This window comes from Kitasatospora sp. MAA19, assembly GCF_029894125.1.
Taxonomy (GTDB): Bacteria; Actinomycetota; Actinomycetes; order Streptomycetales; family Streptomycetaceae; genus Kitasatospora.
This window is the reverse complement of sequence record NZ_JARXYZ010000029.1, coordinates 48,071-62,158: the sequence shown is the minus strand read 5'-3', so window position 1 is coordinate 62,158 and position 14,088 is coordinate 48,071. Positions and strand designations below refer to the sequence as shown.

Annotated in this window: 12 protein-coding genes; all 12 read left to right on the top strand. The window is 74.8% G+C overall.

All coding sequences use genetic code 11. The features are described 5' to 3' along the window. The first annotated feature begins 6 nt into the window (after window positions 1-6). Complete coding sequence (locus tag P3T27_RS31635) at window positions 7-777, top strand: alpha/beta fold hydrolase (protein WP_280684678.1); 771 nt, start codon at window positions 7-9, stop codon at window positions 775-777. A gap of 250 nt (window positions 778-1,027) precedes the next feature. Then, complete coding sequence (locus tag P3T27_RS31630) at window positions 1,028-2,572, top strand: tryptophan 7-halogenase (RefSeq protein WP_280684677.1); 1,545 nt, start codon at window positions 1,028-1,030, stop codon at window positions 2,570-2,572. Between the two features lie 29 nt (window positions 2,573-2,601). After that, window positions 2,602-3,864: a cation:proton antiporter gene (locus P3T27_RS31625; protein WP_280684676.1), complete on the top strand. Its 1,263-nt coding sequence runs from the start codon at window positions 2,602-2,604 to the stop codon at window positions 3,862-3,864. A 5-nt stretch (window positions 3,865-3,869) separates the two neighbouring features. Further along, on the top strand, window positions 3,870-4,364 hold the full coding sequence (locus P3T27_RS31620) for a flavin reductase family protein (protein ID WP_280684675.1): 495 nt from the start codon (window positions 3,870-3,872) through the stop codon (window positions 4,362-4,364). Between the two features lie 46 nt (window positions 4,365-4,410). Then, window positions 4,411-6,084, top strand: coding sequence for a 2-isopropylmalate synthase (locus P3T27_RS31615; RefSeq protein WP_280684674.1), 1,674 nt, complete (start codon window positions 4,411-4,413; stop codon window positions 6,082-6,084). Window positions 6,085-6,117: 33 nt separating this feature from the next. Continuing rightward, entirely contained in the window at window positions 6,118-7,539 is a 1,422-nt protein-coding gene (locus tag P3T27_RS31610; protein ID WP_280684673.1) for a PLP-dependent aminotransferase family protein, read from the top strand. A 106-nt stretch (window positions 7,540-7,645) separates the two neighbouring features. Then, window positions 7,646-8,668, top strand: a complete 1,023-nt coding sequence (locus tag P3T27_RS31605; RefSeq protein ID WP_280684672.1) for a 3-oxoacyl-[acyl-carrier-protein] synthase III C-terminal domain-containing protein — start codon at window positions 7,646-7,648, stop codon at window positions 8,666-8,668. After that, on the top strand, window positions 8,665-8,946 hold the full coding sequence (locus P3T27_RS31600) for a phosphopantetheine-binding protein (RefSeq protein ID WP_280684671.1): 282 nt from the start codon (window positions 8,665-8,667) through the stop codon (window positions 8,944-8,946). Before P3T27_RS31605 ends, P3T27_RS31600 begins: the two co-directional genes overlap by 4 nt. Then, the gene (locus P3T27_RS31595) at window positions 8,930-10,093 is read left to right on the top strand and encodes an acyl-CoA dehydrogenase family protein (protein ID WP_280684670.1); all 1,164 of its coding nucleotides are present in this window, start codon (window positions 8,930-8,932) and stop codon (window positions 10,091-10,093) included. The genes P3T27_RS31600 and P3T27_RS31595 overlap by 17 nt, the downstream gene beginning before the upstream one ends. Further along, the gene (locus P3T27_RS31590) at window positions 10,090-11,205 is read left to right on the top strand and encodes an HAD-IIIC family phosphatase (RefSeq protein WP_280684669.1); all 1,116 of its coding nucleotides are present in this window, start codon (window positions 10,090-10,092) and stop codon (window positions 11,203-11,205) included. Before P3T27_RS31595 ends, P3T27_RS31590 begins: the two co-directional genes overlap by 4 nt. After that, the gene (locus P3T27_RS31585; RefSeq protein WP_348534161.1) at window positions 11,202-12,182 is read left to right on the top strand and encodes a 3-hydroxyacyl-CoA dehydrogenase family protein; all 981 of its coding nucleotides are present in this window, start codon (window positions 11,202-11,204) and stop codon (window positions 12,180-12,182) included. The genes P3T27_RS31590 and P3T27_RS31585 overlap by 4 nt, the downstream gene beginning before the upstream one ends. Then, window positions 12,179-14,035 carry a non-ribosomal peptide synthetase gene (locus tag P3T27_RS31580; protein WP_280684668.1) on the top strand — a complete coding sequence of 619 codons (1,857 nt, stop codon included), beginning with the start codon at window positions 12,179-12,181 and terminating at the stop codon, window positions 14,033-14,035. The genes P3T27_RS31585 and P3T27_RS31580 overlap by 4 nt, the downstream gene beginning before the upstream one ends. Window positions 14,036-14,088 lie beyond the last annotated feature (53 nt).

Genomic DNA, 14,088 nt, shown 5'->3' with positions numbered 1-14,088 from the left:
GACCGAGTGAACGACCAACCCTGGCTGGTGATCCCCCGGCCGCGCCCGGAGGCGACCCGGCGGCTGGTCTGCCTGCCGCACGCCGGCGGCAGCGCCGGCTTCTACCGGCCCTGGGCCAACCACCTCTCGGCGGCCGTCGAGCTCCAACTCGTCCAGTACCCGGGGCGGGAGGAGCGGATCGAGGACCCCTTCGTCGACGACGCCGAGACCCTGGTGGCCGAGCTGACGCAGGCGCTGCTGGAGACCGACCGCCCCGGCGTCGAGACGGTCGTCTTCGGCCACAGCATGGGTGCGCTGCTCGCGTACGAGACCGTGCAGTCGCTGCACGCGCACGGCCTCCCGGTGGCCCGGCTGGTGCTCTCCGGGTACCCGCCGCCGCAGGCGCCGAGCGGAACCGGTGACGCGGCGGCCGGGCGGGCGGCCGCCCGGCCGCGCGGCGACGACGACCTGCTCGCCACCGTCGCGGGCCACGGCGGGACCCAGATGTCGATCTTCGACGACCCGGACATCCGGGAGATGGTCCTGCCGATCCTGCGCAACGACTACCTGCTGATCGACTCCTACCGGCCCACCGCGCTGCGCCCGGTGGACTGCGGGGTCGTGGTGTTCACCGGGGACTCCGACGTCACGGTGAGCGTCGAGCGGGCCCGGGGCTGGGAGGCGCTGGCCGGCAAGGAGTTCGCCTTCCACGTGCTGCCCGGCGGGCACTTCTACCTGACCGCGCAGCGGGCCCGGGTGATCTCGCTGCTGCACGACTACCTGCTGGACGGGGACTGAGCGCCGGCCCGTCCGGGCCCGCGCCACCCCGCCGAATTCCGGCGACTTCCGCCGAACAGTTGGCATCCCCGACCATCGGGTGCCAGCTGTTCGGCATGTCGGAAAACTCTCGGCGAAGGCCCGGGCGGCGCTGGAGTGCGTGTTTCCGCTGAGACTTAAAAGCCTGTTTCCGATGGCGCCGCTGTCGGAGGATTTCGAGCCATGGGACAGCCCGGTCCTCCGGGTTGAACGACCGCTGAGAGGGTCAGGAATGCTGGGCAACGTCGTCATCGTCGGTGGTGGGACATCCGGTTGGATGGCCGCCTCGTACCTGCGCGCCGCATTCGGCGATCGCATTTCCGTCACGCTGGTGGAATCCAAGCGAATCAAGTCCATCGGGGTCGGTGAGGCGACCTTCAGTACCGTCCGGCATTTCTTCAACTACCTGGGCCTGCCGGAGCACGTCTGGATGCCCAAGTGCAATGCCACCTACAAGCTGGGCATCCGATTCGAGAACTGGCGGCGCAAGGGCCACTACTTCTACCACCCCTTCGAGCGTCTCCGGGTCGTCGACGGCCTCCCGCTCACCGACTGGTGGCTGAACAGCCGCTCCGGCGACCGCTTCGACCAGGACGTGTTCCTGATGGCCGCGATCTGCGACGCCGAGAAGTCCCCGCGCTACCTCGACGGCACCCTCTTCGAGCAGGACTTCAAGGAGGGCGGCGACTCGGCCGAGCGCGACACCCTCACCGAGCAGGACACCCAGTTCCCGTACGCCTACCAGTTCGACGCCTCGCTGCTGGCCGACTTCCTCTCCGAGTACGCCACCGAGCGCGGCGCCAAGCACATCGAGGACGACGTCGTCGAGGTCGTCCAGGACGAGCGCGGCTGGATCAGCGGCGTCCGCACCAAGGAGCACGGCCTGATCGAGGGCGACCTGTTCCTCGACTGCACCGGCTTCCGCGGCCTGCTGATCAACCAGACCCTGGAGGAGCCGTTCACCTCCTTCCAGGACACCCTGCCCAACAACCGCGCGGTCGCGCTGCGCGTCCCGGTCGACATGGAGAAGCGCGGCCTGCGCCCGTGCACCACCGCCACCGCCTCGGACGCCGGCTGGATCTGGACCATCCCGCTGTTCGGCCGCATCGGCACCGGCTACGTCTACTCCGACGAGTACACGACGCCCGAGCAGGCCGAGGCCACGCTGCGCGCCCAGATCGGCCCGGATGCGGAGGGCCTGGAGGCCAACCACATCAAGATGCGGATCGGCCGCACCCGCAACGCCTGGGTCAACAACTGCGTCGCGATCGGCCTGTCCAGCGGCTTCGTCGAGCCCCTGGAGTCGACCGGCATCTTCTTCATCCAGCAGGGCATCGAGGAGCTGGTCAAGCACTTCCCGGACGCCACCTGGGACCCGGGGCTGCGCCGCTCCTACAACCGCATCGTCGGCAACACCATCGACGGCGTACGGGAGTTCCTCGTCCTGCACTACAAGGCCGCGGCCCGCGAGGACAACGCCTACTGGCGGGACGCCAAGACCCGGGTGATGCCCGACGGCCTGGCCGAGCGGATCGAGCTGTGGAAGGCCAAGCCGCCGACGGAGGCCACCATCTTCCCGCACTTCCACGGGTTCGAGTCCTACTCCTACCTGGCCATGCTGCTCGGTCTCGGCGGCATCGAGCTCAAGGCCCCGCCCGCGCTCGCCCTGCAGGACTCCACCCGCGCGGAGAAGGAGTTCCAGCTGCTGAGCGACCAGTCGGCCGAGCTCCTGAAGCGCCTGCCCAGCCAGTACGAGTACCTCGCCCAGATGCACTGACCCGTCCGCGCCCCGAGAAAGGAGGCACCATGGACAGTCTTCCGTACGTACCGGCCGCGGTGACGCTCGCTCTGCTCGTCCCCGTGGCACTGCTCGGACGCCGCCTGGCCAAGCTGCTGCGACAGCCTGAGATCGTCGGCGAGATCATGGCCTGCCTCCTGCTCGGTGCGCTGCTGGCGAGCCAGTGGCACTGGAAGCCGGCCACCATGGACGGCGGGGCCGTCCTGGAGAAGGCGGGCCACCTCGGCCTCGCGCTCTTCCTGGTGGGCGCCGTCCACGAGATCCGGGCCGGCGGCAGCCGGCTCGGCGGGCGGACCATCGCCCTGACCGCCACCGGTTCGCTGCTGCTGCCGCTCGGCTGCGGCGTGGCGTTCGCCGCGTGGGTCCTGGCCGACGGCTCCCCGGCCCTGCGCGGCGGCGCACCGGCCGGGGTGCTGGTCCTGATGCTGGCGATCGCCCTGGCCGTCACCGCCGTCCCGGTGCTGGCCGGCATCCTGGACGACCGCGGCATGCTCAACACCGCGATCGGCCGGCTCTGCATGGCGGTCGCGGTCTCCATCGACGCCGTCACCTGGTCGCTGCTGGCGATCGCGGTCGGCCTCTCGCACGGTGGCGGGAAGATCACCCCGTACCTGGTGTTCGTCGTCGGCCTGCTGGGCGCGTGGGCGATCCGCCGGGCCGGCGGCCTCCCGGGGCCCCGGGCCTGGGCCGAGCGGATCCCGGTGGCGGTGCCGATCGGGCTGACCACCGCCGCGGCGGTGGCCGCCGCCCTGACCACCTCGCGGCTGGGCCTGACCGACGTGCTCGGGGCCGTCCTGGTCGCACTCGCCCTCCCGGGCGACAGCGGGACCGGGCCCTGGACCAGGGCCGCCAACACCGTCGGCGGCTGGGGCCGGTTCGTGCTGCCGCTGCTGTTCACGGTGACCGGCATGGGCCTCGCCTCGGCGCCGCTCAGCGTGTTCTCCTGGCAGGCCGTCGTCCTGTCGGTCGTGCTCGCGATCTTCGGCAAGCTGGTCGGCAGCTACTTCGGCGCGCGGGCGGCCGGCCGGCCCCGGGTGGAGTGCATGCGGATCGCGGTGTTCCTCAACGCCCGCGGCCTGACCGAGCTCGCCGTCCTCCAGACGGGCTACCAGGCCGGGATCCTCACCCCGGCGCTCTTCCTCGCCCTCGTCGTGATGGCCCTGTTCACGACGGTGCTCAGCGGCCCGCTGCTGTGGGTCATCGACCGGCGCACGGCGGACGCGGACGCGCCCCGGACCGCGTCGCCGGTCCCCTACCCAGTCGAGCGGTGAATCACGTGGAACTCGTCACCTCAACCCCCTCCGACTTCCGGACCTTCATGGCCGGCTTCCCGAGCGGCGTCTCCATCGTCACCTCGCTGGACGACACGGCCCGGCCCTGGGGCATGACCTGCTCCGCACTGTGCAGCGTCACCGTCGAGCCGCCCACGCTGCTGGTCGGCATGCGGGCGGAGAGCCCGACCCTGAAGGCCGTGCTGCAGAGCGGCGCGTTCGCGGTGAACCTGCTGCACGCCGACGGCCGCGGCACCGCCGAACTGTTCGCCTCCGGTGACCCGGACCGGTTCGACACCACCACCTGGCGGCTGCCCCCCGGCGCCGGCGGACCCCACCTGGTCCGCGACGCCCACGCGGTGGCCGACTGCCGGGTCGGCCAGGTGGTCCCGGTCGGCGGCCAGCGGATGGTCTTCGGCGAGGTCGTCCGGATCACCGAGCTCAGCGACGCACCGCCGCTGCTCTACGGGAGGAGACAGTTCAGCACCTGGCCCGCCTGACCGAGCGTCCCCACAAGACCCCCCAGACCACCGTTGCGGAGGAGAGATGACCGCTCAACCCACTGACGCGGACACACCGCAGGGCATACCCGCCCGCGACCAGGGCATCCAGCGCCACAGCGCGATGCCGGTCCGGAAGTACCGGCCCTACGAGGCGGTCGGCCTGCCCGACCGCGGCTGGCCGGGCCGCCGCGCGGAACAGGCCCCGCTGTGGTGCAGCGTCGACCTGCGCGACGGCAACCAGGCCCTGACGGACCCGATGGACATCGCCCGCAAGCGGCGGATGTTCGACCTGCTGGTCGACATGGGGTTCAAGGAGATCGAGGTCGGCTTCCCCACCGCCTCCCAGGACGACCACGCCTTCCTGCGCCACCTCGTGGACGCCGACGCGATCCCGGACGACGTCGTCGTCCAGGTCATGACGCCGATCCGCGGCGACTTCATCGAACGCACCGTCAAGGCCCTGGAGGGCGTGCCGCGCGCCGTCCTGCAGATCTTCCACCCGACCTCGGAGGTCCAGCGCCGCCTGGTCTTCCGCAAGGACCGCCGGCAGACCACCGCCATGGCGCTCGACGGCGCCGAACAGGCCCTCAAGCTCCAGGACTCGATCCCCGGCACGGAGATCTACCTGCAGTACGCGCCGGAGTCCTACACCCAGACCGAGCCGGACTACGCGCTCGAACTCTGCAACGCCGTCCTCGACTTCTGGGCCCCGCGGGCCGCGCACACGCTGCGGATCAACCTGCCCTCCACCGTCGAGGTGTTCCCGCCGCAGGAGTTCGCCGACCGGATCGAGTACACCCACCGCAACCTGCTGCACCGCGAGCGCACCATCCTCGGCGTGCACCCGCACAACGACCGCGGCAGCGGCGTCGCCGCCGCCGAACTCGCGGTCCTCGCCGGGGCCGACCGGGTCGAGGGCACCCTCTTCGGCAACGGCGAGCGCTCCGGCAACGTCTGCCTGGTCACCCTGGCCATGAACCTGTTCTCCCAGGGCGTCGACCCGATGCTGGACCTGCGCGACATCGACGGCATCCGCCGGATCGTCGAGAGCTGCAACCAACTGCCCGTCCACGCCCGCCACCCGTGGGCCGGCGACTTCGTCTACACCTCCTTCGCCGGCTCCCACCAGGACGCCATCGCCAAGGGCCTGCGCGCCCGCGAGGAGTCCGGCCAGGACGTCTGGGACGTGCCGTACCTGCCCATCGACCCGCGCGACATCGGCCGCGACTACCAGGCGTTGATCCGGATCAACACCCAGTCCGGCAAGGGCGGCATCGCCCACCTGCTGCGCACCGAGCACGGCATCGAACTGCCGCGCCGGCTCCAGATCGACTTCGCCGCCGAGATGCAGGCGGTCTGCGAGGAGCTCGGCGGCGAGATCACCGGCGAGCAGCTGTGGGAGCACTTCGTCGAGCGGTACGTGGCGCTGGGCACCGAGGTCGCGCCCGGCCTGCCGGAGGCGGAGCCACTCGTGGCGACGCCCGGGGCGGCCGCCGGGGCGGTGGCCGGCTACGGGCTCGACGCCGTCGTCCAGGGCCTCGCCGTGGCCCGGGCCGGCGCACCGCTGGACGCCGTCACCGCCGCCCTCGAAGTCGTCGTGGACTCCCGCTCGTACTGGGGGGTCGGCATCGCCGACGAGGAGGGCGAGGCCGTCGGCCGGGCCGTCCGCGCCGCGTGCCTGCGGGCGCTGCTGGACGCCGAGCCGACCGGACGCTAGGGCGAGCCGGGGGCGGGGGAGGAGGAGCCAAGCATGCCCTGGAACACCTTGATCGACGTGGCGCGGGAGGACGTGCTCCCGCTGACCGCCCAGATCCGGGACGGCATCAAGCGGGAGATCGCCGAGGGGGCGCTGCACCCCGGCACCCGGCTGCCGTCCAGCCGTCAGCTCGCCGAGGACCTGCGGGTCTCCCGCAGCGTCGTCGTCGAGGCCTACGGGCAGCTCGTCGCCGGCGGCTACCTGGAGGCGACCCGGGGGTCGGGCACCCGGGTCGCCACCCACCTGGACCGGGGCACCCGGATGCCGACCCTGCTCAGCGACGCCCGCCCCGCCCCGGTGGTCCGCTGGGACCTGCGGGCCGGCGGCGCCGACGCCTCCGCCTTCCCGCAGCGCGAGTGGCTGGCCGCCTACCAGCGGGCCGTGCGCCGGCTGGGCCCGCGCGACCTCGGCTACCCGCCGGTGTCCGGGGTCCCGGCACTGCGCGGCGAACTCGCCCGCTACCTCGGGCGGGCGCGCGGCGTGCACACCACCCCCGAGCACGTCATGGTGGTCTCCGGCTTCGCCCAGACGCTCGGCCTGGTCTGCGCCACGCTGCCGCGCACCGGCCTCACCGCGCTCGCGGTCGAGGACCCGTGCCACCCTCAACAGCGCCAGTTCATCGTCGAGTCGGGCCTGGACTGCCCCTCCGTGCCGGTCGACGAGCACGGCATCGACGTGGCCGCGCTGGCCCGCACCGGCGCCCGCGCGGTGCTGGTCACCCCCGCCCACCAGTTCCCCACCGGGGCCGTCCTCAGCGCCGAGCGGCGGGCCGCCCTGGTCCGCTGGGCGGAGGACGTCGACGGCTGGATCATCGAGGACGACTACGACGGCGACCTCTGGCTGGACCACGGCCGCCGGCCCACCGCACTGCAGCGGCTGGCCCCGTCCCGGGTGCTCTACGCGGGCACCGCGAGCAAGTCGCTGGCTCCGGGGATGCGGCTGGGCTGGCTGGTCGCCCCGCCCCGGCTGCGCCGTCGGCTGGAGGAGGTCCGCGCCCAACGGGACCTCGGCTGCGACGTGTTCACCCAGCACGCGTTCGCCGAGGTGCTGGACAGCGGCGAGCTCGACCGGCACCTGCGGCGCCAGCGCGAACGGCTGCGGGCCCGCCGCGAGGTCTTCCACGAGGCCGTCCGCCGCCGGCTGCCCGGGGCCCGGATCATCGGCGCCTTCGCCGGCCTGCACGCCTACGTCCAGCTCCCGCACCGGGTGGACGAGGCCGCGCTGGTGGCCCGGGCGCTGCGCCGCTCGGTGCTGGTGCGCGGCGCCCGCTCGTACCACCACCGGTCCTGGCAGTCCGGGCCGGCCCTGGTGGTGGGCTACGCCGGGGTGCCCCGCAGCGGCGTCGCCGAGGCGGTGCGCGAACTGGGGGAGGCCTACGCCGAGTCGGCGGCGGACGGCTGCCTGCGCAGCGCCTGAACCGCGGCCCCGGACGGAGCGCGGCCCCGGACGGAGCGCGGCCCCGGACGGAGCGCGGCGGAGTGGTCGGAGTGGTTCGAGAGACACCGGAAAGTGAGGACACGTCATGGTGACGACGAGGACGGGGGGCGCCCCCGCGCCGCTCGCGGTCCGGGCGGCGGCCTGGCACCTCCCGGAGCACCGGGTGCCGGTCGGCGAGCTGCCGGAAGTGGAGGGCCTGGACGCCGAGCACAGGACCGTCCTGGCCGGCCTCGGGATCGACACCGTGGCCGTCGACCGCGACCTCGGGCCGACCGGGCTGGCCGAGCGGGCGGCCCGCAGCGCGCTCGCCCGCGCGGGGCTCGCCGCGCAGGACCTGTCCGCCCTGATCGTCGTCGACTCCCGGGCCCCCGAGACCCTGCTCAGCTCCGAGGCGACCCGGCTGCAGGCCCGGCTCGGCGCCGAACAGGCCGTCACCTTCGGGGTGGGCGGCCTGGGCTGCGTCTCGATCGGCCCGGCCCTGCTCGCCGCCCGCGGGCTGCTCGCCGCCGACCCGGACGTCCGGCACGTCCTGGTCGCCCACGCGTCCACCCCGGCCACCCCCGGCCGCTACCGGCACCCGGTCACCGTCAACGGCGACGCCGGGCAGGCCCTGCTACTCGCCCGCACCGGCCCGGCGCGGGTGCTGGACCTGGTCCAGGAGACCAACGGCGCGTACTGGGACCTCTTCCGGGTGGACTACCGGGACCGTCCCTGGGAGAGCTGGCAGGAGGAGTGCCGGGACCTGCCCGGTTACTCCTTCCGGCTCGCGGTGGAGACCAGGAACCGGCTCACCGCGCTCCTGGACCGCCTGCTGAAGCGGCACGGCCTGGACCGCGCCGACATCGCCGGATACGCCAGCCAGAACCTCTCGGCGGGCGGACTCCGCTTCCTGGCGGAGTCGCTGGGCGTCGAACTCCTGCCGGAGTGCCGGGAGAACCTGGCCCGGTACGGCCACCTGGGGCCGAACGACGTCTTCCTCAACCTCTGGACGGCGCTGGCGAACGGGCGGCTGGCCGAGGGCGACCGGGTCGTCCTGGTCAACGTCAGCCCGGTGGCGGCCTGGAACCTGCTGCTGGTGGAAATCGGACCCTGGGAGAGCACCGCGTGACCGACACGGCTATCGAGATACGGGAGTTCCTGACCGTCGCGCTGCGCCGGCCGGTGGCACCGGACGAGGACTACTTCGCGCTGGGGCTCGCGGACTCGCTGTTCGCGCTGGAGCTGGTGGTCTTCGTCGAGGAGCGGTTCGACATCCGGATCGAGGTCGACGACCTCGACCTGGACTCCTTCCGCACCGCCGAGCGGATCGCCGCGCTGGTCGAGCGCAAGCGGGCCGGCCTGGCCACCGGCGGGGAGACGGGGGCCGGCCGTGCCGTCCGCGGCTAGCGCCACCCGGCCCGCCACCCAGGACGCCCCGGCCGCCGCCCTGGTCGACGCCGCGGCCGAACTCGCCGCCGCCGTCCGGGGCGAGGCCGGCCGCTGGGACGAACACGGCGCGCTCCCGGACGAGGCCGTCCGCGCGGTGGCCGCCGCCGGGCTGCTCGGCCTCGACCTGCCCGCACGCCACGGCGGCGCCGGCGCCACCCCGGCCCAGCTGGGCGAGGCCGTGGCGCACCTGGGTGGCGTCTGCGGCGCCCTGCGCGCGCTGCTCACCGTCCAGGGCATGACGGCCGCGGCGCTGCTGCGCTGGGGCGGGGAGGCGCAGCGTGCCCACTGGCTGCCCGCCCTGGCGTCCGGCGACCTCCTGGCCGGCTTCGCCGCCACCGAACGGGAGGCCGGCAGCGCGCTCGCCGAGGTCGGCACGAGGATCGAGGACGACGGCGAGCAGGTGGTCGTCACCGGCGCCAAGCGGTGGGTGACCTTCGGGCAGAGCGCCGACGTGTTCCTGGTGCTGGGGCGCACCGACGCCGGCCCGACGGCCGTCCTGGTGGAGGGCGACCGGCCCGGGATCGTCCGCGAGCCGGTCACCGGCCAACTGGGCCTGCGCGCCGCGCGGATCGCCCACCTCACCTTCGACCGGGTGCGGGTGCCCCGGGAGAACCTGGTGGCGCCGCCCGGGCTGGGCCTGACCCACACCGCGGCGGTGGCGCTGGACCACGGCAGGTTCACCGTGGCCTGGGGCTGCGTCGGCATGGCCGAGGCCTGTCTGGCGGATGCCGCCGAGCACGCCGCGCGGCGGGTCCAGGGCGGCGCGCCGCTGGCCGACCACCAGCTGGTGCGCTCGCTGCTCGCCCGCTCGGCCGTCGACGCGGCGGGTGCCCGGGCGCTGGCCGAGCGGGCCGCCGAGGCCCGGGCCGGTTCGCCGCTGGGCGCCGCCACCGAGACGGTGGTCGCCAAGTACGCGGCGGCCGGCGCGGCGAAGGCGGTCGCCGACCGGGCCGTCCAGGTCCTCGGCTCGGCGGGCTGCGAGCCCGGCAGCCGGGCGGGCCGGTTCTACCGGGACGCCAAGGTGCTGGAGATCATCGAGGGCAGCCCGCAGGTCGCCGAACTGCACATCGCGGAGCGCCTGTTGCGCCAGGGGGTGCGCGGATGACCGGGCCGGACCGACCGACGGTCAAGGTCCTGGTCTGGGACCTCGACGACACCCTCTGGGACGGCACCGTGCTGGAGGGCGACGACCCCGCGCCGTTCCCCGCCGCGACCGCCGCGCTGCGGGCGCTGGACGAGCGCGGCGTCCTGCACGCCGTCGCCAGCCGCAGCGATCCGGCGATCGCCGCCGCCCACCTGGAGCGGCTCGGACTGCACGAGCTGTTCACCGTGCTGGAGATCGGCTGGGGGCCCAAGTCGGGCGCGGTGCGGCGGATCGCCGAGGCCATCGGCATCGGACTGGACACCGTCGCCTTCGTCGACAACGACCCGGTCGAGCGCGCCGAGGTGGCCGCCGCCCACCCGGTGGTGCGCTGCTACCCGGCCGAGGAGGTCGCCGTCCTGGCCGAACGGCCGGAGTTCCGGCCGGAGTTCGTCACGGCCGACGCCCGGCTGCGCCGCCTGCGCTACCGCGGCGAGGCCCGCCGCGAGCAGGCCCGGGAGGAGCACCAGGGCACCCCCGAGGAGTTCCTGGCATCGCTGGGCCTGGAGTTGACGATCCGTCAGGCCAGGCCGGACGACCTCGCCCGGGCCCACGAACTCACCGTCCGCACCCACCAGCTCAACACCACCGGCCGGACCTACGGCCTGGCGGAGCTGCGCGCGCTGTGCGACTCGCCCGACCACCGGGTGCTGGTCGCCGAACTGACCGACCGGTTCGGCGAGTACGGCACCATCGGCCTCGCGCTGAGCGAGCGAACCCGGCACCGGGAGGGCGACGGGCCGGACGGGCCGGCCGAGGTCCTGCGCCTGCTGCTGCTGTCCTGCCGGGTGATGTCCCGGGGCGTCGGGCCGGCGCTGATCGGCCACGTCGTGCGCGCCGCCCTCGCCGAAGGACGCCGCCCGCTGGCCGAGTTCGTCCCCACCGACGTCAACCGGGTGATGCTGGTGAACCTCCGGTTCGCCGGGTTCACCGTGGTCGGCCAGGAGGAGGGCGGCCGGCTGCTGCTCGGCTACCCGGCCGCCGCCCCGCCGCCCCCGGCGCCGGGCCACCTTCGGCTGCTCACCCCGGGCCCGGGGGCGACCCCCGGCCCCCACGATCCGCGCACCATGCCGTGACCAGGAAGGACGCCGTGCACCCGCAAGACAGTCAGGGCCCCGAGACCGCCGCGACCCCCTCGACCGCCGGGACCGCCACGCCCGCCTCGACGGCCGGGGCCGTCGGGCGGATCCCGGTCGGGGTCGTCGGCGCCGGGACGATGGGCACCGCCGTCGCCCAGGTCTTCGCCTCGGCCGGGCACCCCGTGGTGGTCGTCGACCGGCACCGCGCCGCCCTCGACGCCGGTCCCCGCCGGCTGAACGACGGCCTACGCGCCGCCCGACTGCTCGGCCGCCGACCGGCCCCGGGCGAGGACCGCCCGTCGGCGGAGCGGACGGCCGAACTGATCGACTGGACGGAGGAGTTCGATCGGCTCGCGGAGGTCGGATTCGTCGTCGAGTGCACCTCCGAGCGGCTCGCCGTCAAGGAGCAGGTGCTCGGGGAGCTCGACCGGGTCTGCGCCCCCGCCACGGTGTTCGCCTCCTGCACCTCGGCCATCCCGGTCGCGCGGCTCGCCTCCTACACCGACCGGGCCGACCGGGTGCTCGCCACCCACTTCATGAACCCCGCCTACCTCAAGGAGACCGTCGAGGTCGTCCGCGGCCCCGCCACCACCGCCCGGACCCTGGAGACCACCCTCGCGCTGCTCGCCGGGGTCGGCCGCAGCGCCCACGTCGTCCTCGACGCGCCGGGGTTCGTCTCCAACCGGGTGCTGATGCCGATGGTCAACGACGCGGCCGCCCGGGTGCAGGAGGGCGTCGCCAGCGCGGAGACCGTCGACCTGATCTTCCAGGAGTGCTTCGGCCACGCCATGGGCCCGCTGCGCACCGCCGACCTGATCGGGCTGGACACCATCGTGGACACCCTCGACGTCCTGCTGGAGACCACCGGCGACGAGCGCTACCGGCCCTGCGAGCTGCTGCTCGACCTGGTGCGGCGCGGACACCTCGGCCGCAAGACCGGGCTGGGCTTCCACGCCTACGGGGCGCGCCCGTGACCGCCGGCCGGCCGGCCCCCGACGTGCTCGACCTGATCCGGGAGCGGTTCCGCGCGGTGCCCGACGGGATCGCCGTCGTGGTCGGCGGTGATCGGCTGACGTACCGTCAACTCGACGTCGGGAGCCGGGTGCTGGCCGACCGGCTGGCCGCCGCCGGGGCCGCCCCCGGCCAGGTCGTCCTGGTGTACCGGCGCCAGGGCGTGCGCACCGTCGTCGGCATGCTGGCCGCGCTGCGGCTGGGCGCGGCCTGGTGCGTCCTGGAGCCCGAGCGGCCCGCCGCGATGGTCCGCGGGCTGCTGCGCGACAGCGGCTGCGCCGTCCTGGTGTACGACGACGGTGACCCGGCCACCCCGCCCGCCGCCGTCCGGGAGCTCACGGCCGGCTGCGGGCAGCCGGTCACGGCAGTGGCGGAGGCGGCGCAGGCGGGTGCCGTCGCGGTGGCCGGGCGGCCGGACGCCGCGGTGCCCCCGAACGCGCCCGCCTACGCCGTCACCACCTCGGGGACCACCGGGGAGCCCAAGTCCGTCCTGGTCTCCCGGGGCGCGCTGGCCCAGCTGGTCGCCTCCCGCGACGAGGACCCCGCCGCGACCACCTTCACGGCCTCCCGGCTCTCCTGGGACGGGCCGCTGCTGATGCTGTTCCACACCCTCTGCGGCGGCGGCACCGCGGTGCTGCCGGACGAGCGGGCGCTGCCCGACCCGGAGGCGGCCGCCGGGCTGGTCCGGCGCCACCGGGTCGAGGTGGCGGTCTGCCCGCCCTCCTTCCACCGGCTGATGCTGCCGCACCTGGCCGGCGCCGACGCCCACCTGCGCCGGTGGATCCTCGGCGGGGAGGCGCTGCCGGCCGCGCAGGCCGAACGGCACCGGGCCGCCCTGCCGGGCACCCGGCTGCTCAACGAGTACGGCGCCACCGAGACCACCGTGACCGTGGTGGCCCACCCCGTCCCGCCCGCACCGGCCGACCCCGTCCCGATCGGACGGCCCACCGCGGGGGCCCGGATCCACCTGCTGGACGAGCGGCTGGCCCCGGTGCCGCCCGGGCGGGCCGGCGAGCTGTACGCGGCGGGCCCGCAGGTCGCCGAGGGGTACGCCGGGCGAGCAGGGGAGACCGCGCTGCGGTTCGTCCCGGACCCGTTCGCCACCGCCCCCGGCGCCCGGATGTACCGCACCGGCGACCTCGCCGCCGCCGACGCCACCGGGGCCCTGGTGTTCCGGGGCCGGGCCGACGGGCAGCTCAAGGTGCGCGGCGTCCGGGTCGAGCGGGAGGCGGTGGAGGCGGCGCTGGAACGCCACCCCGCCGTCCGGCAGGCCGCCGTGCTCGCCGTCGCCGCGCCGGACGGCGGCACCGCGCTGGCCGCCTTCTGGGCCCCGGCCGATCCCGGCGCGCCCGCTCCGGCCACCGGCGACCTGATCGCGCACTGTGCGGCCCTGGTCGGCGGGCCGGCCGTGCCGGAGCGGTTCGTCCGGGTCGCCGCCTTCCCGCTCGCGCCGTCCGGCAAGGCCGACCTCAGGGCGCTGCGCGCGCTGCTGCCCGAGGAGCCGGCGCCGGTGGCGGCGGCAGGCGACGGCGGCGCCCGGCAGGTGGTGACGGGCTTCTGGACCGAGGTCCTCGGACACGGCGACTTCGGCCCCGAGGACGACTTCTTCGCCGTGGGCGGCAACTCGCACCGGGTGGTCGACCTGCACCTGCGCCTCGAACGCGCCTGGCCCGGTGCCGTCCGGGTCGGCCGGCTCTTCGACCTGCGCACCGTCGCCGACCAGGCCGCGGCCGTCGACACCGCCACCGCCGCCACCGCCCCGACCCCCGGCCCGCCGCACGGCGCCCCCGTGCCCGGCGCCGCGTACGAAGTCTGACGACCGGACGAACGGACGACCGTGCACCGAGCCCGACGAACCGGAGCAGTGAC